This window comes from Pseudacidovorax intermedius (assembly GCF_003350475.1).
In the GTDB taxonomy this organism is placed as follows: Bacteria; Pseudomonadota; Gammaproteobacteria; order Burkholderiales; family Burkholderiaceae_C; genus Xenophilus; species Xenophilus intermedius.
In genome coordinates this window covers 68,381-91,374 of the sequence record NZ_QQAV01000010.1, presented here as the reverse complement: position 1 = coordinate 91,374, position 22,994 = coordinate 68,381, and the positions used below count along the sequence as shown (strand labels likewise).

The following is a 22,994-nucleotide window of genomic DNA, read 5'->3' as shown; positions in this document are numbered from 1 at the left end:
TTTAGCATAAAGAACAGATTCGATATTCTTGACCGTGTATTTGACGGTTCCTAGAATGCGCGCTGCCCGGGCTCCCGCAGTCCTACTCCCCGGGCTCTCTTCCGGACTTCCCAGGTCCGGCCTCTCTGGCGAAGTCAGGACGCCCGTGCACCTTGTATCCCTGCACGGACCTGTTCTCCGCCGCATCACGCGATCGTTCGAGGCAGTCGGCACCCTGGTGCACGACTCGCAGCCTTGGAGCTCGCAGAGAAAGGAAAGTAGCGAATGAATCAGGTCTTGCGGGCTGGCATGCAGGGGTTGCGAACCTTTGCCAGCGACGTAGCCGATGGTTTCTTCGAGATCGTCCACAACGGCTTCGCGCTGATCGGGCTCGCGCTCGTGTTCGTCGTCGTCGCACTGGCCGCCCGCCCCGACCTGCAACAGGTTGGCGAGGAGCGTCTGGCTGCCTGGGTGGAATCTCGCAAGCCGGCCCCGGCCCCCACCGATCCGGCACCCAACGCCGTGGAGCGAGCCACCGCGGCGCGCCCCGAAGAACTGCCCCGCCCCCAGGCGGCCGTGGCCTACTGGCTCAGCCGCAAATACAAGGTAGCGGCCGAGCCCCTGAGCGTGCTGGTGGCCGAGGCCTACGACATCGGCCGGCAGACCAAGCTCGATCCGACGCTGATTCTGGCCATCATGGCCGTCGAATCGAGCTTCAACCCGTTTGCCCAGAGCCCCGTCGGCGCACAGGGCCTGATGCAGGTAATGACCCGCGTCCATGGCGACAAGTACGAGCCGGCCGGTGGCACGCTCGCCGCTTTCGACCCCATCACCAACCTGCGCGTCGGCGTCAAGGTGCTGCAGGAATGCATCGCCCGCGCCGGCTCGCTGGAAGGCGGCCTGCGCTATTACGTCGGTGCCGCGAACCTGGGTGACGACGGCGGCTACACCGTGAAGGTGATGGCCGAGCACGACCGCCTGCGCCAGGTGGCCAACGGCCGCAACGTGCCGATCTTCACCCCCTCGGCACCAGCCGCCACCACGCCGCCGCCGGCTGCGATGCCGACGCAGCCCACGCAACGGACCCAGCCGATCCCGGTCATGGCCCCGGCGGGAGAGCCCAAGCCCGCAACGCGGCCGCCTGCCACGGTCGCCCTGCTGGAACAACCCGCGTCCTGACCGCTGCCGCCCGGCAACCCTTCCAGGCGCCTTTGATCAGGCGCCTTTTTCTTTCTTGGGCGCGGCGCGCTGCGGTTCCCCTGGGACGAGGGAGGGACGAAGGCCTCGGCTACACTCCGCCGGTGCGCGACTGGCGATAGGCGCGGCCCCTCCTCGCGAGGCGAGCCGGCTGACGTGGATGACCACTGGGAAGCGCACCGCCCGCGGCTGGAGCCGGGGCGATCAGCCGTTCGCCTGGGCAGCCCTTGCCGGATCCGACGCCGCAAGGTCCCTCTTCTTCGAAGGACTGCCATGTACCAACGCAATATCCTGGTCCAAGAGACCGATCCCGAGCTGTACGCCGCCATCGTCGCCGAGACGCAGCGCCAGGAAGACCACATCGAGCTGATCGCCAGCGAGAACTACGCCTCGCCGGCCGTGATGGCCGCCCAGGGCTCGCAGCTCACCAACAAGTACGCCGAAGGCTACCCGGGCAAGCGCTACTACGGCGGCTGCGAATATGTCGACGTGGCCGAGCAGCTGGCCATCGACCGCATCAAGCAACTCTTCGGCGCCGACGCTGCCAACGTACAGCCGCACTGCGGCGCCTCCGCCAACGAGGCCGTATTCCTGGCCTTCCTCAAGCCTGGCGACACCATCATGGGCATGAGCCTGGCCGAAGGCGGCCACCTGACCCACGGCATGCCGCTGAACATGTCGGGCAAGTGGTTCAACGTCGTCTCCTACGGCCTGAACGACAAAGAAGAGATCGACTACGACGCGATGGAGCGGAAGGCCCACGAGTCCAAGCCGAAGCTGATCGTGGCCGGTGCCTCGGCCTACAGCCTGCGCATCGACTTCGAGCGCTTCGCCAAGGTCGCCAAGGACGTCGGCGCCATCTTCATGGTCGACATGGCCCACTATGCCGGCCTGATCGCCGCGGGCGTGTACCCCAACCCTGTGCCCTATGCCGACGTGGTGACCTCCACCACTCACAAGAGCCTGCGCGGCCCGCGTGGCGGCTTCATCCTGATGAAGGCCGAGCACGAAAAGGCGATCAACAGCGCCATCTTCCCCGGCCTGCAGGGCGGCCCGCTGATGCACGTGATCGCCGCCAAGGCCGTGGCCTTCAAGGAAGCGCTGACGCCGGAGTTCAAGGCCTACCAGCAGCAGGTGGTGAAGAACGCGCAGATCGTGGCCGAGACGCTGACCTCGCGCGGCCTGCGCATCGTGAGCGGCCGCACCGAGAGCCACGTCATGCTGGTCGACCTGCGCGCCAAGGGCATCACCGGCAAGGAAGCCGAGGCCGTGCTGGGCAGCGCCCACATGACCATCAACAAGAACGCGATCCCCAACGACCCCGAGAAGCCCTTCGTGACCAGCGGCGTGCGTGTCGGCACTCCGGCCATGACCACCCGCGGCTTCAAGGACGAGGAGGCCCGCGCCACGGCCCACCTGATCGCCGACGTGCTGGACAACCCGCGCGACGCCGCCAACATCGAGGCCGTGCGCGCCAAGGTGGCCGCGCTGACCAGTCGCTTCCCTGTCTACCGCTGAGACAGGCCAGGCCGCATGAAATGCCCCTTCTGCGGCCACGCCGAGACGCAGGTCGTCGAGACCCGCATCTCGGAAGACGGTGACTTTGTCCGCCGCCGCCGCCAGTGCGGCGGCTGCGAGAAGCGCTTCACCACCTACGAGCGCCCCGACGTCAACTTCCCGGCGGTCGTCAAGAAGGACGGCAGCCGCGCCGACTACGACCCGGCCAAGGTGCGCGCCTCGATGATGCTCGCCCTGCGCAAGCGGCCCGTGGGCGTGCAGCAGATCGACGAGGCGCTCATGCGCATCGAGCAGACGCTGCTGTCGGGCGGGCTGCGCGAGATCGAGTCGAGCAAGCTCGGCGAACTGGTCATGCACGAGCTGCAGCGGCTGGACAAAGTCGCGTACGTGCGCTTCGCCTCGGTGTACCGCAGCTTCGAGGACGTCGAGGAGTTCCGCCGGCTGTTGCGGGACATCTGACCGGCGCCTGCCCCCGGGGCGGCAGCATGCCGACGCATGCCCGCAGCGTCGGCTCACCTTCCTTTCCCGACCCTCCCTGCCCGTCCGCTGATCGCCCCAGGCGGCGCTCCCGTCGTTCATCGGTGCCCGGCGCATGGATGCGTCCCTAACATCCCGCGCTCGAATGGGAACGAGGGGGCGCACCATGCGAGGAAGGAACGCGCGATCGGCGCGGATGCGGGGCTTTTCGCTGGTCGAGGGGCTGATCTGTCTGGCCGTCATGCTGACGGCTGCCACGGTGGCCATGCCCAACGTGGCGCGCTGGCTGCGCGACTGGCAGAGCAGCCGTGCCAGCCAGGCCCTGCGCGAGAGCCTCGACCTCGCGCGCATCCACGCCCTGCGCTCCTCCGGCCGTGCCACGGTCTGCGTCAGCGCTGACGGCAACGGCTGCCTCGCCTCCTCGGACTGGAGCGCCGGCTGGATCGTCTTCGGCGACCGTGACGGCGATGGCGTGCGCGGCACGGACGAGCCGCTGCTGCACGTCCAGCCGCGCCTGCCCGGGCTGCTGCGCATCGCGCCGGCCAGCGGCAGCATCCAGCGCCTCGTGTTCCTGCCCAACGGCCTGCTGAACAGCACGCCGACCAGCCTCGCGATCACCTCGGCCCATCCCGAAGTGCCGGTGCGCAAGCTGGTGCTCAACCGCATCGGCCGCGCGCGGGTGACGACCGGATCGTGAGGGTGGCCGCCATCGCGCCTCGCCGCCGCGCTCCGGGCTTTTCGCTGCTCGAGGTGCTCGTCGCGCTGATGCTCCTGGCCGGTGCCGCCCTGGGTGGGGCGCGGCTGGCCGCACGCACCTACCAGCAACTGCAGGCCACCCAGCAACGGGCGGCCGCCCTCGTCCTCGCGCAGGACCATGCCGAGCGCGCCCGCATGAATCCCAGGGGTCTGCAGGAGGGGCGCTATGCGCTCGGCCTCGATCAGCCACCGCCTGCAGCCGCCGCACCCGCGGCCGACCTGGCCGACGCCGCGGAAGCCGCGCGGCGGGTCGCAGCGCTGGACCAGCGCAATCTCCTCACGGCGGCCACCGCCCAACTGCCCCAGGCTCGTGCGCAGGTGAAGGTCACCCAGGACAACGGCGTCCAGGTGCTGCAGGTCTGGCTGGTCTGGTGGACCGCCGGCGCGGCAGCCGAGGACGGACTGGGTGCCGCCAACCAGGCCGACTGCCCGGCCGAACTGGGCAAGCCCGCCCCGGAACAGGCCTGCCTCTTTCAGCGCTTCGCCCTCTGATGCCATCGGAACACCATCGACACGCGCGACACCGGCAGGCTGGCACCAGCCTCGTCGAGTTGCTGCTGTCCTCGGCCATCGGCCTTGCTCTCGTGCTTCTGGCAGTCCAGATCTACGTGAGCACCGGCCAGCCGGTACGCCGCGTCGCGGCGCAGGTGCAACTCCACAGCGACGGTGCGATGACCCTGCAACTGCTGGCACAGCAGGTGCGGCTCGTCGGGCTGTCGGAGCTCGACGACCAGGGCACGCCGCATTTCCAGGGCCTTGCCGTGCGAGGCTGCGCAGGCGCCTTTGCCGAGACGGGTGCCGCCTTCGACGCACTGGCCTGCAAGGCGTCCACCGGGGACGCGCGGCCGCACGCCTTCGCGATCCGGCATCAGGCAGACGCCCATGTCACGGTGCCCGTGGGCACCGACCAGCCGTCCAACTGCGTGCTGGAGGGCATCGCCGCCTGGGCCACGTCCAGCGCGGACGGCGCCTTGCGCTACGCGCTGGCCGACCAGCGCTACTTCATCGAGCCCGACGAGGACGGCGTGCCCACGCTGTACTGCCGTGGTATGCGCGATGCGGGCGTGATGGGCAGCAAGCAGGCCCTCGCCAGCCAGGTCGAGGACATGCGCGTGCTCTACGCCGTGACCCGCCTTCCCGACGGCAGCGAACCGCAGCCGGCGCAGGTCACAGCCTATGTGCGGGCCGACGACGACGCGTTGGGCGCCGCCGCCGAGCGCTGGCGGCGCGTGATCGGCATGAGCCTGTGCATCGTCGTGCGCAGTGCCTCGCCGGTGGCAGGCGCGCAGCAGATGCCCGAGTCCTACCTCGATTGCGACGGCCAGCCGCAGCAGGCCCCGGACGGACGGCTGCGGCGCAGCTTTCGCACCACGGTCTTTTTCCATGCCCTGCGGCCTGCACTGAACGCGGGAACCTCCCCATGAAGCGCCGCAGTCGCCAGGCACCCCGCGCGCGACATCTGGCCGAGCGAGGGCAGGCCCTGGTGGTCCTGATGCTGCTCCTGCCTGCGCTGACAGCGGCCACCGCCCTGGCGGTGCGGAGCGCCATCACCGCCGCCCGGCAGTTGCAGGCCCAGCAGACCAGTGCGCAGGCCCAGGAGGCCGCCAGCCTCGCCCTGCGCCAATGCGAAGCGCTGGTCATGGCGGCACTCGCCCCCGATGCGGCCGATCCGCGAACCGTCGCCGTGACCGCCGCCCAGGCCGAGCAGACCTGGAACCGGCTGTCTGCCTGGCGCCCGGGCGCCTTGGGCCTGGGCACCGCCACCGTCGCCGGACCCGATGGCCGCAGCCTGGGGATGGGGCAATGCCTGTTCCAGCGGCTCACGGACGGCGCGCAGGGCCTGCGCTTCGTGGTCACGGCACGGGGTCTCTCGGCCGATGCGCAGGTCTCGGTGCAGACCGGCATGCTGCTCGATGGTGCCGAGGCCTGGCAGCAGGCGATGCTGCGCAAGGCCGCCGACCCTTGCCTGGGCGCGAGCGCGCCGTCCGCCCCGACCTGCGCGCCCCCAGGCTGGACGCGCCGCTGGCGCACGTTGATCACCCCTCCCGCTGCCAACCCCGGATGAACCTTTCTTCCCCGCGCCGGCCGCCCACCGGCTTCTCGCTGATCGAACTGCTGGCGGCCCTGGCCATCGCCACGCTGCTGGCCGCCATCGCGCTGCCGGCCTACCAGGAGCACGTGCGACGCACCCATCGCGCGGCGGCCCAGTTGGCCCTCATGGAGGCCGAGCATCATCTGCATCGCTACCACGCCGCCCGCCTGAGCTTTGCGGGCGCGGCACTGCCGGACGCCCTGACCCGCGTGCCCGCCACCGGCGCTGCCGTCTATCGCCTGACGCTGACGCTCGACGCCAGCCAGACTCAGCGCTTCACGCTGGCCGCCACGCCCACGGGTGCCATGCAGGGCGACCGCTGCGGCACACTGTCCGTCGACCAGACCGGCCGTCGCACGATCAGCAACAATGCCGCGGACACCCGCGACTGTTTCAAAGCCTCATGAGCGACCTTCCCGTCCTGCCGCCCCTGCCCGACCACGACCTCGCCTGGATGGCCCGGGCGCTGGAACTGGCCCGGGGCGCCATCGGCCTGTCCGATCCCAACCCCCGCGTCGGCTGCGTGATCGTGGCCGAGGACGGCACGGTGCTGGGACAGGGCCACACCCAGCAGGCCGGCGGCCCCCATGCCGAAGTGATGGCGCTGCGCGATGCCCAGGCGCGCGGTCATGCCGTCAAGGGCGCTACCGCCTATGTGACGCTCGAGCCCTGCAGCCACCACGGCCGCACGCCGCCCTGCTGCGATGCGCTGGTGGCGGCCGGCGTGGGCCGCGTCGTGGCGGCGCTGCAGGACCCGAACCCCCAGGTGGCCGGCCGCGGGATGGCGCGCCTGCGTGCATCGGGCATCGACGCCCGACTGCTCGACGCCGCCAGCGAGCCGGCCCAGGGCGCGCGCGCCCTCAACATCGGCTTCTTCAGCCGCATGGTGCGCGCCAGGCCCTGGGTCCGCCTGAAGACGGCTGCCTCGCTGGACGGCAAGACCGCCCTGCCCGACGGCACCAGCCAATGGATCACCGGCGAGGCCGCCCGCGCCGACGGGCACCGCTGGCGGGCCCGCGCCGCCGCCCTGCTCACCGGAGCCGGCACCGTGCTGGACGACGACCCCCGGCTGGATGTGCGCGGCCTGACCATCGCCCGCCAGCCCACGCTGGTGGTGGTGGACAGCCGCCTGCAGACCCCGCTGGACGCCCGGCTGTTCGCGGCCGAGCGGCCGGTCTGGTTCTACGCGGCAGCGCCGGAGGACGCGCGAGCCGACGCGCTGCAGGCCCGCGGCGCCCACCTGACGCGCATGGCCGACGCCCAGGGCAAAGTCGACCTCGCCGCGATGCTGGCCGACCTGGCCCGGCGCGAGATCAACGAGCTGCATGTGGAAGCCGGCCACAAGCTCGCCGGCTCGCTGCTGCGGGCCGGACTGGTGGATGAACTGCTCGTCTATCTCGCACCCAAGCTGATCGGCGAGGGCCTGGACATGTTCCACCGGCCCACGCGCACCAGCCCGCTGGCCGCACTGGCGGACGCACCGGCACTGGTGTTCCACGACGTGCAGCGCATCGGCGACGACCTGCGCATCCTCGCCCGCCCGGCCGGACGCGACGCGTTTTGACCCAGCGCGCGGTTCGCGCCTCGCCAGTCTGCGAAAATGGCGGGCTATGTTCACCGGCATCATCACCGGCATGGGGCGCATCGCCGCCGCCCATGACCTCGGAAGCTCCTCTCTTCACGGCAAGCGGCTGGACATCGAGGCGCCTGCCGGCTACCTGGACGACGTCGGCCTCGGCGACAGCATCGCCCTCAACGGCGCCTGCATGACCGTCACCTCGCTCGACGCCGCCGCCTCGCGCTTCACCATCGACATCTCCGCCGAATCGCTGGCCAAGACGGCGGGACTCGGCGAGGCCGGCACCACCGTCAACCTGGAGAAGGCGGTGCGCCCGCAAGACCGCCTGGGCGGCCACATCGTCTCGGGCCACGTGGACGGCATCGGCCGCGTCAGCCGCTTCGAGTCGCAGGGCGAGAGCTGGAACCTGCGCATCCTGGCCCCCGCCGCCCTCGGCCGCTTCATGGCCTACAAGGGCTCGGTCACGGTCAACGGCGTGAGCCTCACGGTCAACACCGTCGAGGACCATGCCGAGGGCTGCGAGATCGGCATCAACCTCATCCCCCACACCGTCGAACACACCACGCTGGGCCTGCTCAAGGCCGGCAGCCAGGTCAACCTGGAGATCGACACCGTGGCCCGTTACGTGGAGCGCATGCTGCAGGCCGGCACCGCAGTCTCCGGCACCTCCTCCAAAGCACCATGAGCGCTTCCATCAGTTCCCTGCCCACCGCGGCCATCACGCCCGCGCCCATCTCGCCGGTCGAGGAGATCGTCGAGGAGATCCGCGCCGGCCGCATGGTCATCCTCGTCGACGAGGAAGACCGCGAGAACGAGGGCGACATCGTCATCGCCGCCGACCACATCACGCCCGAGAGCATCAATTTCATGGCCCGCCATGCGCGCGGCCTGATCTGCCTGACGCTGTCGCGCGAGATGTGCGAGCGCCTGAACCTGCCGCCCATGGTCGCGCGCAACGGCGCCAAGCATTCCACCGCCTTCACCGTCTCGATCGAGGCGGCCGAAGGCGTGACCACCGGCATCTCCGCCGCCGACCGGGCGCGCACCGTGCAGGCCGCCGTGGCGCCCGACGCCCGCGCGAGCGACCTGGTGCAGCCGGGCCACATCTTCCCGCTGCAGGCCGTGGACGGCGGCGTGCTGATGCGCGCCGGCCATACCGAGGCCGGCTCCGACCTCGCCCGCATGGCCGGCTGCTCGCCCGCGTCCGTCATCTGCGAGGTGATGAACGACGACGGCACCATGGCCCGCCTGCCCGACCTGCAGCGCTTTGCCGCCGAACATGGACTGAAGATCGGCACCATCGCCGCGCTGATCGAATACCGCAGCCGTCACGAATCGCTGGTGCAGCGCGTGGGCAGCCGCGAGGTGCAGACGGCGCACGGCCCCTTCCAGCTGCATGCCTTCCGCGACCAGCCCAGCGGCGGCTTCCACCTGGCCCTGGTGCGCGGCGAATGGCAGGCGGACGAGGCCGTGCCGGTGCGCGTGCACGAGCCGCTGTCGGTGCTCGACCTGATCGAACTCCACCGCCCCATGCACACCTGGAGCCTCGATGCGGCGCTGGCCCACATCGCCGGTGCCGGCAAGGGTGTGGCGGTGCTGCTGAACTGCGGCGAAAGCGCCACTGACCTGCTGGCCCAGTTCGAGGGCACGGCGCGTCCCGCGCAGGCGCCCGAGCGCGGCCGCATGGATCTGCGCAGCTATGGTGTGGGCGTGCAGATCCTGCGTGAATGCGGCATCCAGAAGATGCTGCTGATGGGCAAGCCCCGCCGCATGCCCAGCCTGGTGGCCGGCTACGGCGTCGAGATCGCCGGCTACGTGACCAAATGACCCGGGGCGGCCACAGCCGCTCCAACCCCATAACAAAGAATCCTCATGCTCAACGCCAACAAGGGAGCGGCCGGCCCGCTCGACGGACGCGGCCTTCGCATCGGCATCGTCCAGGCCCGCTTCAACGAAGACATCACCAACGCGCTGGCCGAGGCCTGCCTGGCCGAGCTGGCCCGGCTGGATGTCCAGCCGGCCGACATCGAGCATGTGCTGGTGCCCGGCGCGCTGGAAGTCCCGCTGGCCCTGCAGGCCATGGCGCAGCGCGGCGGCTTCGACGCGCTGGTGGCGCTCGGCTGCATCATCCGCGGCGAGACCTATCACTTCGAACTGGTGGCCAACGAATCCGGTGCCGGCGTCACGCGCGTAGGCCTGGACCATCGTCTGCCCATCGCCAACGCCATCCTCACCACCGAGGACCTGCCGCAGGCCGTCGCCCGCCAGACCGACAAGGGCCGCGACGCGGCCACCGTGGCGGTGGAGATGGCCCGGCTGGTGCAGCGCATCGGAGGCCGGGCATGAGCAGCACCCAACCCCCCGAAGACGCGCCGCTGACCGGCTCCGAACTGCCGGCCGAAGGCGAGGTCCGTCCGCTCGCCGCCGCCGGTGGCGCCAAGCCCGGCACCAAATCCAACGGCGTACGCAAGGCTTCGGCCAAGTCGGCGCGTACGCGGGCCCGCGAATTTGCCGTGCAGGCGCTCTACCAGCACCTGGTCGGCCGCAACGATGCCGCGGCCATCGACGCCTTCACCCGCGATCTGTCGGGCTTCCACAAGGCGGATTCGGTGCATTACGACGCCCTGCTGCATGGCTGCGTGAACGAGGCGGCCGAGCTGGACGCGCTGATCGTGCCGCTGCTCGACCGCAAGCTTGAAGAGATCTCGCCCATCGAGCATGCCGTGATGTGGATCGGCGCCTACGAATTCCGCCACTGCATGGATGTGCCATGGCGCGTGGTCATCAACGAGTGCATCGAGTTGGCCAAGGAGTTCGGCGGCACCGATGGCCACAAGTACGTCAACGGCGTGCTGGGTGGCCTGGCGCCGCAGCTGCGCGCGCCCGAGGTCGAGGCCGACCGCGCGGCGGGCAAGGCCCGATGAGCGGATCCCCTTCCCTGCGCATCGCCCGCCGGGCCGAGCGCATCGAGCCCTTCTTCGTGATGGAAGTCGCCAAGGCCGCCAGCGCCCTGGCCCGCGAGGCCGCTGCAGGCAGCCTGCCGATGCTCTACCTGAACATCGGCGAGCCCGATTTCACCGCGCCGCCGCTGGTGCAGGAGGCCGCGGCCCGCGCCGTCGCTGCCGGTCGCACGCAGTACACCCCGGCCGTGGGCATCGACGCGCTGCGCGAGCGCATCAGCGGCTGGTATGCCCAGCGCTTCGGCCTGGACGTGCCGGCGCGTCGCATCGTGGTCACGGCCGGCGCCTCGGCCGCGCTGCAGCTGGCCTGCCTGGCGCTGATCGAGGCCGGCGACGAGATCCTGATGCCGGATCCGAGCTACCCCTGCAACCGGCACTTCGTCAGCGCCGCCGAAGGCCGCGCGGTGCTGCTGCCGACCACCGCCGAAGATCGTTTCCAGCTCACGGCCGAACAGGTGAAGGGTGCCTGGAACGAGCGCACGCGCGGCGTGCTGCTGGCCTCGCCCTCCAACCCGACCGGCACGTCGATCCCGCTGGACGAACTGCGCCGCATCCACGAGGTGGTGAAGTCGCACGGCGGCATCACGCTGGTGGACGAGATCTACCTGGGCCTGAGCTACGGCGCCGCCCTGGGCGATGCCGCCGAGGCCGATGCCCGCTTCGGCCACAGCGCCCTGGCCATCGACGACAACGTCATCAGCATCAACAGCTTCAGCAAGTACTTCAGCATGACCGGCTGGCGGCTGGGCTGGCTGGTTGTGCCCGAGGCGCTGGTGCCGGTGGTCGAGCGCCTGGCGCAGAACCTTTTCATCTGCGCCAGCGCCATCGCGCAGCAGGCGGCGCTGGCCTGCTTCGAGCCCGAGAGCATCGCCGAGTACGAACGCCGCCGCGCCGAGTTCAAGGCCCGCCGCGACTGGTTCATCCCGCAGCTCGAATCGCTGGGCCTGCCGGTGCCGGTGGTGCCCGACGGCGCGTTCTATGCATGGGCGGACTGCAGCGAATTCGCGCGCCAGTTGGGCATCACGGGGCCCGACGCGAGCTGGGATCTCACCTTCGAACTGATGAAACGCGCCCATGTCACCGTGGCGCCGGGCCGCGACTTCGGCACCGACCAGACGGGCCGCTTCATCCGCTTTTCCACCGCCAACGCCTTGCCCCAGCTCGAAGAGGCGGTCGCCCGCCTGCGCGCACTCGTCCGATGAACCGCTTCACCTACGACATCCGCGTCTACTGGGAAGACACCGACGCGGGCGGCATCGTCTTCTACGCCAACTACCTGAAGTTCATGGAGCGCGCCCGCACCGAATGGCTGCGCGCCATGGGCGTTCAGCAGCAACTGCTGCGCGACGAGACGGGCGGCATGTTCGTCGTCACCGACACCCAGGTGCGCTATCAGCGCCCGGCACGACTCGACGACCTGCTGTGCGTCTCGGCCGAACTCAAGCACATGGGCCAGGCTTCCGTCACGCTCTCACAGCGGGTGGTGCTGGCCGCCGACCCCACGTACAAGCTGGCCGAGGGGACCATCCGCATCGGCTGGGTCGAGGCCGCGACGCTGCGGCCCGTGCGCATGCCGGCCGCATTGCTGGGAACCCTCGAACGCCATCGCGCTCCATCCACCGAAGAACCACACCGAAGAACATGAACCAGGATCTGTCGATCGTTTCCCTCATCCTGCAGGCGAGCTTCGTCGTGCAGATCGTGATGGCGCTGCTGGCCTGCGTCTCGGTGGCCAGCTGGGCTGCCATCATCCGCAAGTTCTTCGCCCTGCGGCGCATGCGTGCGCTCAACGACGAGTTCGAGCGCGAGTTCTGGTCGGGCTCCAGCCTGAACGAGCTCTATGCCGCCGCCGCGCAGAACGCCAAGCTGGCCGGCCCCATGGAGCGGATCTTCGCCTCGGGCATGCGCGAGTACCAGAAGCTGCGCGAACGCCGCATCGGCGACGCCAACACGCTGCTGGACGGCACCCGCCGCGCCATGCGCGCCAGCTTCCAGCGCGAGATGGACGCTGCAGAGTCAAACCTGTCCTTCCTGGCGACTGTTGGCTCCGTCAGCCCCTACGTGGGCCTGTTCGGCACGGTGTGGGGGATCATGCATGCCTTCACCGGCCTGTCGAGCATGACGCAGGTCACGCTGTCGACGGTGGCGCCCGGCATTGCCGAAGCCCTGGTGGCCACCGCCATCGGCCTGTTCGCCGCCATCCCGGCGGTCGTCGGCTACAACCGCTTCGCCCGCGACATCGACAAGGTGGCGATCGCGCTGGAGACCTTCACCGAAGAGTTCTCCAACATCCTGCAGCGCAACCTGTCCACCGCGCCCACCGCCACCGCGGCCGGGCACTGAACCGCCAGGAGAGCCGAGCATGCCCGCCGTCGCCTCTCGCGGCCGAGGACGCCGCACGATCAACGAGATCAACATGGTCCCGTTCATCGACGTGATGCTGGTGCTGCTGATCATCTTCATGGTCACGGCACCGCTGATCACGCCGAGCGTGATCAACCTGCCCACCGTCGACAAGGCCAACCGCCAGCCCGACAAGCCGCTGGAGGTCACGATCAAGAACGACGACGTGATCGAGTTCAAGAAGGACCCGAGCTCCGGCTCGTCCGGCCTGCAGGTGCCCATGAACCAGATCGGCCAGGCGGTGAAGGCCGCGCAGAACGGGGACGACCAGCGCCCGGTGGTCATCAGCGCCGACAAGTCGGTCAAGTACGAGACCGTGGTGAAGGCGATGAACCAGCTCAAGCGCGCCGGCATCGAGCGCGTGGGCCTGTCGGTGCAGGCCACCGGCAGCGGCCGCTGATCGGCCGCGCGAGGATCCCGCCCCGATGTCCCTGGCCTCCGAACGTCCCGAGTTCCATCCACCACCGCAGCGCGGCACCGTACGTGCCGTGGTGCTGGCGCTGATCGCGCATGCCCTGCTGATCGCTGCCCTCACCTGGGGCGTGCGCTGGAAGCGCGAAGGCGACGACGAGCCGGTGGAGGCCGAGATCTGGTCGGCCACCGTGCAGCAGGCGCGGCAGAACGTGACGCCCACGCCGCCGCCTCCGCCGGCACCAGCGCCGACACCTTCACCGCCTCCGCCGCCACCGCCCCCTCCTCCCCCGCCGGCCCCGGCCGTGGCCCCCACGCCACCGCCGCCCAAGGCCCCCGACATCGCCCTGGAGCGCGAGCGCAGGCAGCGCGAGCAGCAGGCCCAGCGCGAGGAAGAGCAGCGCCAGGCCGCCGAGAAGAAGCGCCAGCAGGACGCACAGCGCAAGGCCGAGCAGGACCGCAAGGAACAGGAGGCCCGCAAGCGCGAGCAGGAAGAGGACCGCCGCCAGAAGGAACAGCAGCGCTTGGCCGATCAGAAGAAGCAGGAGCAGGCCGAGAAGGCTGCGGCCGAAAAGGCAGCGGCGCAGAAGGCCGCGGCAGCCGCAAAGGCCGCCGCCGACAAGCAGGCCAAGGAAGCGGCCGCGGCCCGCGCCGCCGCGCTCGAAAAGGAGCGTCAGGACAACATCCGGCGGATGCTGGGTCAGGCCAACGGCGGTGCCGACCAGTCCAGCGGGCCGCGCTCGGGCAAGGGCAACGGCAGCGGCGGTGTGTCCGCCGGCTACCTGGGCCGCGTGGCCGCGCTGATCAAGCGCAATGTGGTCTTCGACCCCAACTCGGTGCCCGGCAACCCGGCGGTCGAGATCCAGATCCAGACTTCGCCGGACGGCACCATCGTGGGCACGCCGCGCGTCACCAAGTCCAGCGGCAACCCGTCCTGGGACGATGCGGCCGTGCGCGCCGTGCAGCGCGCCGAGGTCATGCCGCGAGACACGGATGGACGGGTGCCGTCGCCCTTCCCCATCATCGTCATGCGCCCGAAGGACTTCTGAGTCCGCGGGCTCGCCGGTTCAGCGGCGAGCCCGGCGCGACGGCTTCGTCGTCGTCGCTGCTTCCTCCCGCTCCCAGGCTCTTTCCTGCCGCAGCCACTCGCGCAGCGCGCCCGGGGCTTCCAGCGCCCGCAGGAGTTGTTGCAGCCCCTTCTGCGCAGCACTTAGCGACTGCTTGCGCGCGCGCAGATCTGCCTCGAAGCGGGCGGCCGTGAGCGTGGGATGCGACGGCAGTCCGAAGGCCGTCGCCAGCCGCAGCTGTTCGGCCCGCCATTGCGCCTGCAGGTCGGCCAGTTGGCTTTGCAGCAGCCGGTTGTAGCGGGCGATGGCGTCGTCGTTCATCTGCGCGAGCCGGCTCGATTCGGATGTGGCCAGCATCTGCTGGATCTCCAGCAGTTCAAGAAGCTGGCCGGCCTCGTAGGCGCGGTTGGCACGTTGCATGAGCGCCGTCTTGCGTTCGCGCGCCGTGGGATCGGGCTCGCGGTCGGGATGGAGCTGGCTCGCCAGACGACGGTAGACCTCGCGCAGCGGCACGGCCGTGTCGCGGGCTTCGGCCTGGGCCGCACGCTCCCTGGCCTGGCGCGCGCGGCGCGCCCTGTGGGCGGCACGGGCGGCGTCGGCCTGCTCGGCGGCAGCACGCGCCTGGGCTTCGGCGCGGTCGGCGAGTGTGGCCGGATCGTCGTCCGGCGGGGTATCGGCGCCTTCCCGGGCGGCGAGCGCGTCGCCAGACGACCGCACGCGTCGACCTGGCGGCGCGTCATCTGCACTGCCCTCCTCGGATGCATCGGGCGAGTAGTAGGCCCGCAAGCGCCGCATTGCCGCTCGCCGCGCCGCATCCGGGGTTTCTTCGAGTTCGCCGGCCAGCTGCGCGATGAGCTCATGCAGCCGCACCCGCTCGGGATGCGACAGCCGCTCACCGCCGGAAGCAAGCGCGTCGAGTCGCTCGACCAGCTGGGCCCGCAGTGCGTCGTAGGCCTCGTGCAATGGCGCGACATCGCGCGCGTACTGGGCGCCGAGCCGCTCGGCGAGCGCCTGCCACTCGGCCAGCCGCGTGCGGGCGGTCTCGATGTTGGCCAGCAACTGCGCGAAGGCCACGCGAGGCGAAGCGGCCGGCGTCGCCTCGGGCGTCGCCAGATCCTGGCGACGTGCGACGTCCCCGGCCGGCATCACCGCAGAGCCGCCAACCGGTCCGTCTCGCGGATCAACGCGTCGAGGATGCCCGGCTCCGAGTACGCATGGCCCGCGCCTTCGATCAGGTGGAAGTTGGCCTCGGGCCAAGCCTGGTGCAGTGCCCAGGCATAGCGCATCGGGCAAGGCATGTCGTAGCGGCCGTGGACGATGGCGCCGGGAATGCCCTGGAGCTTGTGCGCGTCGCGCAGCAGCTGGCCGTCCTCCAGCCAGGCACCGTGCACGAAGAAGTGGTTCTCGATGCGGGCGAAGGCGAGCGCGAAATGCGGGTCGCGGAAGGGCGCGCTGAAGGCCGCGTCGGGCAGCAGCGTGATGGTCTCGCCCTCCCAGATCGTCCAGGCCTGCGCGCAGGCGAGCCGGGCGGCCTCGTCGTCGCCGGTCAGCCGGCGGCGATAGGCCGCGATCATGTCGTGCCGCTCCTCGGCCGGAATGGGTGCCTGGAAGCCTTCCCACTTGTCCGGGAACATCTCGGAGACGCCGAACTGGTAGTACCACTGAAGCTCGGCCCGCGTGACGGTGTAGACGCCGCGCAGTACCAGGGCGCTCACCCGCTGCGGATGCGTCTGGGCATAGGCCAGCGCCAGCGTGGAGCCCCAGGAGCCACCGAAGACCTGCCAGCGCGGCGCGCCGGCGATCTCCTCGCGCAGCCGCTCGATGTCGGCGACCAGATGCCAGGTGGTGTTGGCCTCCAGGCTGGCATGCGGCGTGGACTGGCCGCAGCCGCGCTGGTCGAAGAGCAGCACGTCATAGCGCGCCGGATCGAACAGCCGGCGCTGGGCGGGCGAGATGCCGCCGCCCGGACCGCCGTGCAGGAAGACCACCGGCGTGGCACCGGGCGTGCCGCAGCGCTCCCAGTGGATGCGGTGGCCATCGCCCACGTCGAGCATGCCCGTCGCGTAGGGTTCGATGGCGGGATACAGCGTGCGCAGCGCAGTGCTCATGGCAGGAAGAACTCCAGAATTGACGGCCTGCGCCGCGCGCGGGCCAAGGAAGGGGATCGGCCGGCGCGCGCGAAGGCGCAGCGCCCGGCCCCACCGCGGAAATTCAGGCGGACTCGTACACGATGGCCGCCTGCCCCGCCTCGGCCTGCGCCATCCAGCTGGCCAGCGCCGCATCGACCGGGAAGAAGCGCGCCGACTCGCCCAGCTGCAGCTCCACCTGCGCGCCCGCGCGCTTGAGCGCCAGCCGCACCGGCAGGCCACGGTGCACATCGCCCTGCTCCGTCGCCTCCACCCTGGCGGGATGGTCGCGCACGATGCGGGCGATGTCCGGCAGCTTGCCGTTGACGGCCACGCGCAGGTACTTGCCGAAGCGGCAGCGCGCCGCCGCCAGGTCCCACACCTGCTGCACATTGAAGCGCGGCTCGAAGCCGCCGCGGCCCGGCTGCAACCGGCCGCTGACGATGACCAGCTCGTCTTCCTTGAGCAGGTTGCGCGCCGCGTCCAGCACCGCCTCGTCGGCGACGGCCTCGATGGTGGCGGTCTTGTCGTCGAGCGCGAAGATGGCCAAGCGCCCGCGCTGGCCGCTGATGACGCGCAGGCCGCTGACGATGCCCGCGATCATCTGCGGCTCGCGGCTGTCGATCAGTTCGTCGATCTGCCGGCGCGCGAACTGGCGCACCTCGCGCGACACCTCGTCGAACAGGTGCCCCGACAGGTAGAAGCCAATGGCGGTCTTCTCGTGCGTCAGGCGCTCCTTCACGCCCCAGGGCGTGACCTCGGCCAGTGGCGGCGCCTCGGTGCTGCAGCCGGGGCCGTCGTCCATCATGTCGAACAGGCCGCCCTGGTTGGCATTGGCCTCCTGCGCGGCGGCGTAGTCGAAGGCGCGGTCCAGCGAGGCGACCAGCGCCGCACGGTCGGCATGCAGGGTGTCGAAGGCGCCAGCCTTGATCAGGGCCTCCACGGTGCGCTTGTTCATGCGCTGGCGGTCCACCCGGGCGCAGAAGTCGAACAGGCTCTGGAAGGGGCCGCCCTCCTCGCGCGCGCGGACGATGGCCTCGATGGCCAGCTGGCCGGTGCCCTTGACGGCGCCCAGGCCGTAGCGGATCACCTTGTCGCTCACCGGCTCGAAGCGGTAGCGGCCGCGGTTGACGTCCGGCGGCTCGAAGCTGATGCCGAAGTTCTTGACCGCGTCCTCGAACAGCACCTTCAGCTTGTCGGTGTTGTCCATTTCCACGGTCATGTTGGCGCAGTAGAACTCGGCGGTGTAGTGGACCTTGAGCCAGCCCGTGTGGTACGCCAGCAGCGAGTAGGCCGCTGCGTGCGACTTGTTGAAGCCGTAGCCCGCGAACTTCTCCATCAAGTCGAAGATCTCGTCGGCCTTCTCCTGCGGAATCCCGTGCGTCGCGAGCGCACCGGCGCGGAACTTCTCGCGGTGCTCGGCCATTTCCTCGGCCTTCTTCTTGCCCATCGCGCGGCGCAGCAGGTCGGCGCCGCCGAGCGAGTAGCCGCCCAGGATCTGCGCCGTCTGCATCACCTGCTCCTGGTAGACCATGATGCCGTAGGTCTCGGAGAGCATCTCGGCCACGGCCGGGTGCGGGTACTCCACCTCTTCGCGGCCATGCTTGCGGGCCACGAAGCTGGGGATCAGGTCCATCGGGCCCGGCCGGTACAGCGCGTTCAGGGCGATCAGGTCTTCCAGCCGCGTCGGCCGCGCGTCGCGCAGCATGCCCTGCATGCCGCGGGATTCGAACTGGAACACGGCCTCGGTCTTGCCTTCCTGGAACAGCCGATACGTCGGCTTGTCGTCCAGCGCGATGTTCTCGTAGGCAAAGCCTTCCTGGCCCTTGTGGCGCTGCACGATGAACTCGCGCGCGATCTCCAGGATGGTGAGCGTGGCCAGGCCCAGGAAGTCGAACTTGACCAGGCCGATGGCCTCCACGTCGTCTTTGTCGTACTGGCTCACCGCCGATTCGCTGCCCGGCTGCTGGTAGAGCGGGCAGAAGTCGGTGAGCTTGCCCGGCGCGATCAGCACGCCACCCGCGTGCATGCCGATGTTGCGCGTCATGCCTTCGAGCTTCTGCGCCATCTCGACGACGGTCTTGACCTCTTCTTCCTTCTCGATGCGCTCGGCCAGTTGCGGCTCGGCGGCGATGGCGTACTTCTCCTTGTCGGCCTCGGACAGGTCCTTGGGCGGGTACTGCAGCGTGACCGGCTTGCCTGGCTTGTTGGGAATGAGCTTGCTGATGCCGTCGCAGAAGTTGTAGCTCATGTCCATCACGCGGCCCACGTCGCGGATGGCGGCGCGGGCGGCCATGGTGCCGAAGGTGGCGATCTGGCTCACCGCATTGCGGCCGTACTTCTGCTTCACGTACTCGATGACGCGGTCGCGGTTGCCCTGGCAGAAGTCGATGTCGAAGTCGGGCATGGACACCCGCTCCGGGTTCAGGAAGCGCTCGAACAGGAGGTTGTATTCGAGCGGGTCCAGGTCGGTGATCTTCAGCGCATAGGCCACCAGCGAGCCGGCGCCGGAGCCCCGGCCCGGGCCCACCGGGCAGCCGTTGTTCTTGGCCCAGTTGATGAAGTCGCCCACGATCAGGAAGTAGCCCGGGAAGCCCATCTTGAGGATGGTGCCGATCTCGAACTCCAGCCGCTCGACGTAGCGCGGGCGCTGCTTGTCGCGCTTGGCCACGTCGGGGTACAGGTGCACCAGGCGCTCTTCCAGGCCCTCGAAGGAGGCCAGGCGGAAGAACTCCTCCATCGGCACGCCGCCCGGCGTGGGAAAGTCCGGCAGCCGTGGCTTGCCCAGCACCAGTGTCAGGTTGCAGCGGCGGGCAATCTCCACCGTGTTGGCGATGGCGCTGGGGATGTCGGCGAAGAGCGCGCACATCTGCTCGGCGCTCTTGAAGTACTGCTCCCGGGTGAAGCGGCGCACCCGGCGCTGGTTGCCCAGGATCTCGCCTTCGGAGATGCAGACGCGGGCCTCGTGGGCTTCGAATTCGTCGGGCTCCAGGAACTGCACCGGATGCGTGGCCACCACCGGCAGCGACAGGCGGGCCGCCAGCTTGACGGCGGCGACCACGTGCGGCTCGTCCTCGGGCCGGCCGGCGCGCTGCAGCTCCAGGTAGAAGCGGTGCGGGAACAGGCCGGCCAGGCGCAGCGCCACTTCGCGCGCACGCTCGTCGTTGCCGGCGGCCAGCGGTGCGCCCAGCGGGCCGGCCTGGGCGCCCGAGAGCAGGATCAGCCCGCCGTTGAGCTCCTCCAGCCAGGCCCATTTGGCCTTCGCCTGGCCTTCGCCGCGGCCCACGTTCTGGGTCCAGCCGCGGGCCAGCAACTCGCACAGGTTGAGGTAGCCCTCGCGGCTTTGCACCAGCAGAACGACGCGCGAGGGCGGCGCGTCGGCGTCCAGGCCTTCCATGGCCACTTCGCAGCCCAACAGCGGCTTGACGCCCTTGCCCCGCGCCTGCTTGTAGAACTTGACGCCGCCGAAGAGGTTGTTGAGGTCGGTGATGGCCAGGGCGGGCTGGCCATCCTTGGCGGCTGCCTTGACGACTTCGTCGATGCGGGTGGTGCCGTCGACGACGGAGAACTCGGTGTGCAGGCGCAGATGAACGAACATTGGCCCGATTGTAAAAAGCCCCGCGGCCGCGCAAGGTTGCCGGTGATCGAAGCGGCCTCGCCCTGCGTAGGGAAAGGGTCACCCGCCTTCCACATGCACCCTGCCGCGCCACCCATGACCGAACCCCGAGGCTTCAAGGGCAACAAGGCCGCCCTGCCCGTCAAGCCCTGCGCCGTCTGCAGCCGGCCGATGAGCTGGCGCAAGGCCTGGGCGCGCAACTGGGAAGAAGTGCGATATTGCTCCGAGGCCTGCCGGCGCCGCCGCGCAGAGACGCCGAAATGACGCTGCGCCACCTGGTGCTGGTGCTGGGCGACCAGCTCGACCCGGAGGCGAGCGGCTTCGACGGCTTCGACCCCGCGCAGGACGCCGTCTGGATGGCGGAGGTGGACGACGAGGCCAGCCATGTATGGTCGATCCAGCCGCGCATTGCCATCTTCCTGGCCGCCATGCGCCATTTCGCCCATGCACTGGTGAAAGCCGGTCGCACGGTGCACTACACCCGCCTGGACGGCAAGGGCAATCGCGGCAGCCTGGCGGCGGAACTGGAACTGGCCATCCGCACGCACCGGCCGCAAGGGCTGGTGATGACCGCACCGGGCGAGCACCGGGTGCTCAAGGCGCTCCAGGCGGTGGCGGCCGCCGAAGGCGTGCCGCTGGAAGTCCGCGAAGACCGGCATTTCTTCTGCACCGTCCGCGAATTCGCCGCGTATGCACGGGGCCGGCGGCAACTGCGCATGGAGTTCTTCTACCGTGAGCAACGCCGCCGCCACGGCGTGCTGATGGATGGCGACGAGCCCGTCGGCGGCCAGTGGAACTACGACGCCGAGAACCGCGCCGCCTTCGGAAGGGCCGGTCCGGGCTTGGTGCCGGCGGCGCCGGCCTTCCGACCCGACCCGCTCACCCAGGGCGTGCTCGACCTGGTGGCCGAGCGCTTCGCCGACCGGCCCGGCAACCTGGCCAACTTCGCCTGGCCGGTCACGCGAGCCCAGGCCCTGGACGCTCTGGCCGACTTCATCAGCCACCGCCTGGCCGATTTCGGCCACTGGCAGGACGCCATGTGGCCGGGCGAGCCCTGGCTCTGGCATTCGCGCTTGTCGGCCGCGATGAACCTCAAGCTGCTCCACCCGCGCGAAGTGGTCGAGGCCGTCGAAAAGGCGTACCGGGCCGGGCACGTGGCGCTCGCCAGCGCCGAGGGCTTAATCCGCCAGATCCTTGGCTGGCGCGAGTACGTGCGCGGCATCTACTGGACGCGCATGCCGCGCTACCTGGAACTCAACGCGCTCGGCGCCAGGGAACCGTTGCCCGGCTTCTACTGGACCGGTGACACGCCCATGGCCTGCCTGGCCGACGCCATCGGCCAGACGCTCGAACATGGCTATGCGCACCACATCCAGCGCCTCATGGTCACCGGGCTCTATGCCCTGCTGCTGGGCGTCGAGCCGCAGCAGGTCCACGCCTGGTACCTCGCGGTCTATGTCGATGCGGTGGAATGGGTGGAGCTGCCCAACACGCTGGGCATGAGCCAGTTCGGCGACGGCGGGCTGATGGGCAGCAAGCCCTACGTGGCCACGGGCCGCTACATCGAGCGCATGAGCGCCGGCAGCCTGTGCGGCCGCTGCCGCTTCAAGCCCGCCGAGCGGCTGGGCGACGATGCCTGCCCCTTCACCACGCTGTACTGGGACTTCCTGGTCCGCCACGAAGAACGGCTGGCGTCCAATCCGCGCATGACCCTGCAACTGCGCAACCTGCAGCGCCTGGACGCGGATGAACGCCGGCGCATCGCCGAACGTTCGGCCGCCATCCGGCGCGGCGAGGTCGGCGCATGATGCACACCCCCTCTCCGCCCATGCCCACCGTGCTCCCACGAAGGCCGCCCGCCATGCCCCAGACCCTGCTCGTCACCGGCGCCACAGGCTTCGTCGGCCGCCATCTCGTCCGCCGGCTGCTGGCGGACGGCCATGCCGTCATCGCGCTCTCCCGCGACGCCGCGCGCGCCGGCCGGACGCTGGGGCCGCAGGTGCGGGTGGTCGGCCAGCTGTCCGACATCGCGGGCGACACCCCCATCGATGCCTGCGTCCACCTGGCCGGCGCCCGGGTCATCGGCCCGCCCTGGACCCAAGCCCGGCGCGAGGAACTGATGCGCAGCCGGGCCGCGCCAGCCGCCCAGTTGCTGGCGCTGATGCACCGGCTGGCGCGCCAGCCCCGTGCCCTGCTGGTGGCGTCGGCCATCGGCTGGTACGGCAAGGTGGAAACGGGCGACGACCTGCCGTGCGACGAAAGTGCGCCGCCGCAGCCGGGGCAGTTCCAGTCCGACCTGTGCGCCGCCATCGAACGCGACGCGCAGCTGGCCGAAGCGCTGGGCGTGCGTGTGGTCCGGATGCGATTCGGCGTGGTGCTGGGCGCCGACGGCGGCGCCTATCCGCCGCAGGCACTCGCCGCCCGGCTGGGCCTGGGCGCCGTGCTCGGCAATGGACGCCAACCTTCGCCCTGGGTGCATGTGGACGACGTGGTCGGCCTGGCCTGCTTCGCCCTGGCGCACGAGACCTTGGCCGGACCAGTCAATGTGGTGGCGCCGCACACGCCCACCCAATCCGAATTCGTCCATGCGCTGGCGGCGTCGTACGGACGCAAGGCACGTCTGCGCGTCCCGGGCATGGCCTTGCGCCTGGCCATGGGCGAGATGTCCGACCTGCTGCTGGCCGGCCGGAACGTGGTGCCTGTCGTGGCGCAGCGGGCGGGCTACGCCTTCGCCCATCCTTCGCTGGAGGCGGCACTGTCCGATCTGGCGACCGGCTCGCGGCACGCCAAGGGCGGCGCCAGTTGACGCCGAA

Annotated in this window: 24 protein-coding genes and 1 riboswitch; of the genes, 21 read left to right on the top strand and 3 right to left on the bottom strand. The window is 70.2% G+C overall.

What is annotated here, in order from left to right; all coding sequences use genetic code 11:
* The first annotated feature begins 264 nt into the window (after window positions 1-264).
* From DFR41_RS21420 to tolA, 18 genes are all read left to right on the top strand, one after another.
* A complete protein-coding gene (locus tag DFR41_RS21420) occupies window positions 265-1,158 on the top strand; it encodes a lytic transglycosylase domain-containing protein (RefSeq protein WP_017759790.1) in 894 nt (297 codons plus the stop codon).
* Between the two features lie 116 nt (window positions 1,159-1,274).
* Window positions 1,275-1,405: riboswitch (ZMP/ZTP riboswitch) on the top strand.
* Window positions 1,406-1,449: 44 nt separating this feature from the next.
* On the top strand, window positions 1,450-2,694 hold the full coding sequence (gene glyA / locus DFR41_RS21415) for a serine hydroxymethyltransferase (protein ID WP_017759789.1): 1,245 nt from the start codon (window positions 1,450-1,452) through the stop codon (window positions 2,692-2,694).
* Between the two features lie 15 nt (window positions 2,695-2,709).
* Complete coding sequence (nrdR, locus tag DFR41_RS21410) at window positions 2,710-3,153, top strand: transcriptional regulator NrdR (RefSeq protein ID WP_017759788.1); 444 nt, start codon at window positions 2,710-2,712, stop codon at window positions 3,151-3,153.
* 214 nt (window positions 3,154-3,367) lie between these two features.
* Window positions 3,368-3,868 carry a GspH/FimT family pseudopilin gene (locus tag DFR41_RS21405; protein ID WP_017759787.1) on the top strand — a complete coding sequence of 167 codons (501 nt, stop codon included), beginning with the start codon at window positions 3,368-3,370 and terminating at the stop codon, window positions 3,866-3,868.
* Window positions 3,865-4,419 (top strand): type IV pilus modification protein PilV, encoded by a 555-nt coding sequence (gene pilV, locus DFR41_RS21400; protein ID WP_170159436.1) that lies wholly within the window; start codon window positions 3,865-3,867, stop codon window positions 4,417-4,419. The genes DFR41_RS21405 and pilV overlap by 4 nt, the downstream gene beginning before the upstream one ends.
* Window positions 4,420-4,511: 92 nt before the next feature.
* The gene (locus tag DFR41_RS21395; RefSeq protein ID WP_170159435.1) at window positions 4,512-5,351 is read left to right on the top strand and encodes a PilW family protein; all 840 of its coding nucleotides are present in this window, start codon (window positions 4,512-4,514) and stop codon (window positions 5,349-5,351) included.
* Window positions 5,348-5,992 (top strand): hypothetical protein, encoded by a 645-nt coding sequence (locus DFR41_RS27780; protein ID WP_170159434.1) that lies wholly within the window; start codon window positions 5,348-5,350, stop codon window positions 5,990-5,992. Before DFR41_RS21395 ends, DFR41_RS27780 begins: the two co-directional genes overlap by 4 nt.
* Complete coding sequence (locus DFR41_RS27775; RefSeq protein ID WP_170159440.1) at window positions 5,989-6,426, top strand: type IV pilin protein; 438 nt, start codon at window positions 5,989-5,991, stop codon at window positions 6,424-6,426. The genes DFR41_RS27780 and DFR41_RS27775 overlap by 4 nt, the downstream gene beginning before the upstream one ends.
* Window positions 6,423-7,583, top strand: coding sequence for a bifunctional diaminohydroxyphosphoribosylaminopyrimidine deaminase/5-amino-6-(5-phosphoribosylamino)uracil reductase RibD (ribD, locus tag DFR41_RS21385; RefSeq protein ID WP_114804199.1), 1,161 nt, complete (start codon window positions 6,423-6,425; stop codon window positions 7,581-7,583). The genes DFR41_RS27775 and ribD overlap by 4 nt, the downstream gene beginning before the upstream one ends.
* Window positions 7,584-7,629: 46 nt before the next feature.
* On the top strand, window positions 7,630-8,283 hold the full coding sequence (locus DFR41_RS21380) for a riboflavin synthase (protein WP_017757846.1): 654 nt from the start codon (window positions 7,630-7,632) through the stop codon (window positions 8,281-8,283).
* Entirely contained in the window at window positions 8,280-9,425 is a 1,146-nt protein-coding gene (ribBA, locus tag DFR41_RS21375; protein WP_017757845.1) for a bifunctional 3,4-dihydroxy-2-butanone-4-phosphate synthase/GTP cyclohydrolase II, read from the top strand. Before DFR41_RS21380 ends, ribBA begins: the two co-directional genes overlap by 4 nt.
* A gap of 45 nt (window positions 9,426-9,470) precedes the next feature.
* On the top strand, window positions 9,471-9,944 hold the full coding sequence (ribH, locus tag DFR41_RS21370; protein WP_114804198.1) for a 6,7-dimethyl-8-ribityllumazine synthase: 474 nt from the start codon (window positions 9,471-9,473) through the stop codon (window positions 9,942-9,944).
* The gene (gene nusB, locus DFR41_RS21365) at window positions 9,941-10,522 is read left to right on the top strand and encodes a transcription antitermination factor NusB (RefSeq protein ID WP_017757843.1); all 582 of its coding nucleotides are present in this window, start codon (window positions 9,941-9,943) and stop codon (window positions 10,520-10,522) included. Before ribH ends, nusB begins: the two co-directional genes overlap by 4 nt.
* Before the next feature lie 14 nt (window positions 10,523-10,536).
* Entirely contained in the window at window positions 10,537-11,760 is a 1,224-nt protein-coding gene (locus DFR41_RS21360; protein ID WP_043119064.1) for a pyridoxal phosphate-dependent aminotransferase, read from the top strand.
* The gene (gene ybgC / locus DFR41_RS21355; RefSeq protein ID WP_114804197.1) at window positions 11,757-12,203 is read left to right on the top strand and encodes a tol-pal system-associated acyl-CoA thioesterase; all 447 of its coding nucleotides are present in this window, start codon (window positions 11,757-11,759) and stop codon (window positions 12,201-12,203) included. Before DFR41_RS21360 ends, ybgC begins: the two co-directional genes overlap by 4 nt.
* Window positions 12,200-12,901, top strand: a complete 702-nt coding sequence (gene tolQ / locus DFR41_RS21350; protein ID WP_017757840.1) for a protein TolQ — start codon at window positions 12,200-12,202, stop codon at window positions 12,899-12,901. Before ybgC ends, tolQ begins: the two co-directional genes overlap by 4 nt.
* Window positions 12,902-12,920: 19 nt before the next feature.
* Window positions 12,921-13,361, top strand: a complete 441-nt coding sequence (locus DFR41_RS21345) for an ExbD/TolR family protein (protein ID WP_017757839.1) — start codon at window positions 12,921-12,923, stop codon at window positions 13,359-13,361.
* A 25-nt stretch (window positions 13,362-13,386) separates the two neighbouring features.
* Window positions 13,387-14,421 carry a cell envelope integrity protein TolA gene (gene tolA, locus DFR41_RS21340; protein ID WP_114804196.1) on the top strand — a complete coding sequence of 345 codons (1,035 nt, stop codon included), beginning with the start codon at window positions 13,387-13,389 and terminating at the stop codon, window positions 14,419-14,421.
* Between the two features lie 18 nt (window positions 14,422-14,439).
* Here tolA and DFR41_RS21335 read toward each other — a convergent pair whose 3' ends face one another.
* The 3 genes from DFR41_RS21335 to dnaE form a co-directional block, all read right to left on the bottom strand.
* A complete protein-coding gene (locus DFR41_RS21335) occupies window positions 14,440-15,585 on the bottom strand; it encodes a J domain-containing protein (RefSeq protein WP_114804195.1) in 1,146 nt (381 codons plus the stop codon).
* The gene (gene pip / locus DFR41_RS21330; protein WP_114804194.1) at window positions 15,585-16,547 is read right to left on the bottom strand and encodes a prolyl aminopeptidase; all 963 of its coding nucleotides are present in this window, start codon (window positions 16,545-16,547) and stop codon (window positions 15,585-15,587) included. Before pip ends, DFR41_RS21335 begins: the two co-directional genes overlap by 1 nt.
* Window positions 16,548-16,650: 103 nt before the next feature.
* The gene (gene dnaE, locus DFR41_RS21325; RefSeq protein WP_114804193.1) at window positions 16,651-20,163 is read right to left on the bottom strand and encodes a DNA polymerase III subunit alpha; all 3,513 of its coding nucleotides are present in this window, start codon (window positions 20,161-20,163) and stop codon (window positions 16,651-16,653) included.
* A 114-nt stretch (window positions 20,164-20,277) separates the two neighbouring features.
* Between dnaE and DFR41_RS21320 the strand changes: the two genes are divergently transcribed.
* From DFR41_RS21320 to DFR41_RS21310, 3 genes are read left to right on the top strand one after another with little or no spacing between them, the layout of a single operon-like run.
* Window positions 20,278-20,445: a DUF2256 domain-containing protein gene (locus DFR41_RS21320; protein ID WP_114804192.1), complete on the top strand. Its 168-nt coding sequence runs from the start codon at window positions 20,278-20,280 to the stop codon at window positions 20,443-20,445.
* Window positions 20,442-21,989, top strand: a complete 1,548-nt coding sequence (locus DFR41_RS21315) for a cryptochrome/photolyase family protein (RefSeq protein WP_114804191.1) — start codon at window positions 20,442-20,444, stop codon at window positions 21,987-21,989. Before DFR41_RS21320 ends, DFR41_RS21315 begins: the two co-directional genes overlap by 4 nt.
* A 53-nt stretch (window positions 21,990-22,042) precedes the next feature.
* Window positions 22,043-22,987: a TIGR01777 family oxidoreductase gene (locus tag DFR41_RS21310; protein WP_244917824.1), complete on the top strand. Its 945-nt coding sequence runs from the start codon at window positions 22,043-22,045 to the stop codon at window positions 22,985-22,987.
* The last annotated feature ends 7 nt before the right edge of the window (window positions 22,988-22,994 follow it).

What these genes read in the sequence shown, in the direction of transcription:
- DFR41_RS21420 (WP_017759790.1), top strand. Translation starts at nt 265, where the DNA reads ATGAATCAGGTCTTGCGGGCTGGCATGCAGGGGTTGCGAACCTTTGCC.
- glyA (WP_017759789.1), top strand. Translation starts at nt 1,450, where the DNA reads ATGTACCAACGCAATATCCTGGTCCAAGAGACCGATCCCGAGCTGTAC.
- nrdR (WP_017759788.1), top strand. Translation starts at nt 2,710, where the DNA reads ATGAAATGCCCCTTCTGCGGCCACGCCGAGACGCAGGTCGTCGAGACC.
- DFR41_RS21405 (WP_017759787.1), top strand. Translation starts at nt 3,368, where the DNA reads ATGCGGGGCTTTTCGCTGGTCGAGGGGCTGATCTGTCTGGCCGTCATG.
- DFR41_RS27780 (WP_170159434.1), top strand. Translation starts at nt 5,348, where the DNA reads ATGAAGCGCCGCAGTCGCCAGGCACCCCGCGCGCGACATCTGGCCGAG.
- DFR41_RS27775 (WP_170159440.1), top strand. Translation starts at nt 5,989, where the DNA reads ATGAACCTTTCTTCCCCGCGCCGGCCGCCCACCGGCTTCTCGCTGATC.
- ribD (WP_114804199.1), top strand. Translation starts at nt 6,423, where the DNA reads ATGAGCGACCTTCCCGTCCTGCCGCCCCTGCCCGACCACGACCTCGCC.
- DFR41_RS21380 (WP_017757846.1), top strand. Translation starts at nt 7,630, where the DNA reads ATGTTCACCGGCATCATCACCGGCATGGGGCGCATCGCCGCCGCCCAT.
- ribBA (WP_017757845.1), top strand. Translation starts at nt 8,280, where the DNA reads ATGAGCGCTTCCATCAGTTCCCTGCCCACCGCGGCCATCACGCCCGCG.
- ribH (WP_114804198.1), top strand. Translation starts at nt 9,471, where the DNA reads ATGCTCAACGCCAACAAGGGAGCGGCCGGCCCGCTCGACGGACGCGGC.
- nusB (WP_017757843.1), top strand. Translation starts at nt 9,941, where the DNA reads ATGAGCAGCACCCAACCCCCCGAAGACGCGCCGCTGACCGGCTCCGAA.
- ybgC (WP_114804197.1), top strand. Translation starts at nt 11,757, where the DNA reads ATGAACCGCTTCACCTACGACATCCGCGTCTACTGGGAAGACACCGAC.
- tolQ (WP_017757840.1), top strand. Translation starts at nt 12,200, where the DNA reads ATGAACCAGGATCTGTCGATCGTTTCCCTCATCCTGCAGGCGAGCTTC.
- DFR41_RS21345 (WP_017757839.1), top strand. Translation starts at nt 12,921, where the DNA reads ATGCCCGCCGTCGCCTCTCGCGGCCGAGGACGCCGCACGATCAACGAG.
- tolA (WP_114804196.1), top strand. Translation starts at nt 13,387, where the DNA reads ATGTCCCTGGCCTCCGAACGTCCCGAGTTCCATCCACCACCGCAGCGC.
- DFR41_RS21335 (WP_114804195.1), bottom strand. Translation starts at nt 15,585, where the DNA reads ATGCCGGCCGGGGACGTCGCACGTCGCCAGGATCTGGCGACGCCCGAG.
- pip (WP_114804194.1), bottom strand. Translation starts at nt 16,547, where the DNA reads ATGAGCACTGCGCTGCGCACGCTGTATCCCGCCATCGAACCCTACGCG.
- dnaE (WP_114804193.1), bottom strand. Translation starts at nt 20,163, where the DNA reads ATGTTCGTTCATCTGCGCCTGCACACCGAGTTCTCCGTCGTCGACGGC.
- DFR41_RS21320 (WP_114804192.1), top strand. Translation starts at nt 20,278, where the DNA reads ATGACCGAACCCCGAGGCTTCAAGGGCAACAAGGCCGCCCTGCCCGTC.
- DFR41_RS21315 (WP_114804191.1), top strand. Translation starts at nt 20,442, where the DNA reads ATGACGCTGCGCCACCTGGTGCTGGTGCTGGGCGACCAGCTCGACCCG.
- DFR41_RS21310 (WP_244917824.1), top strand. Translation starts at nt 22,043, where the DNA reads ATGCCCCAGACCCTGCTCGTCACCGGCGCCACAGGCTTCGTCGGCCGC.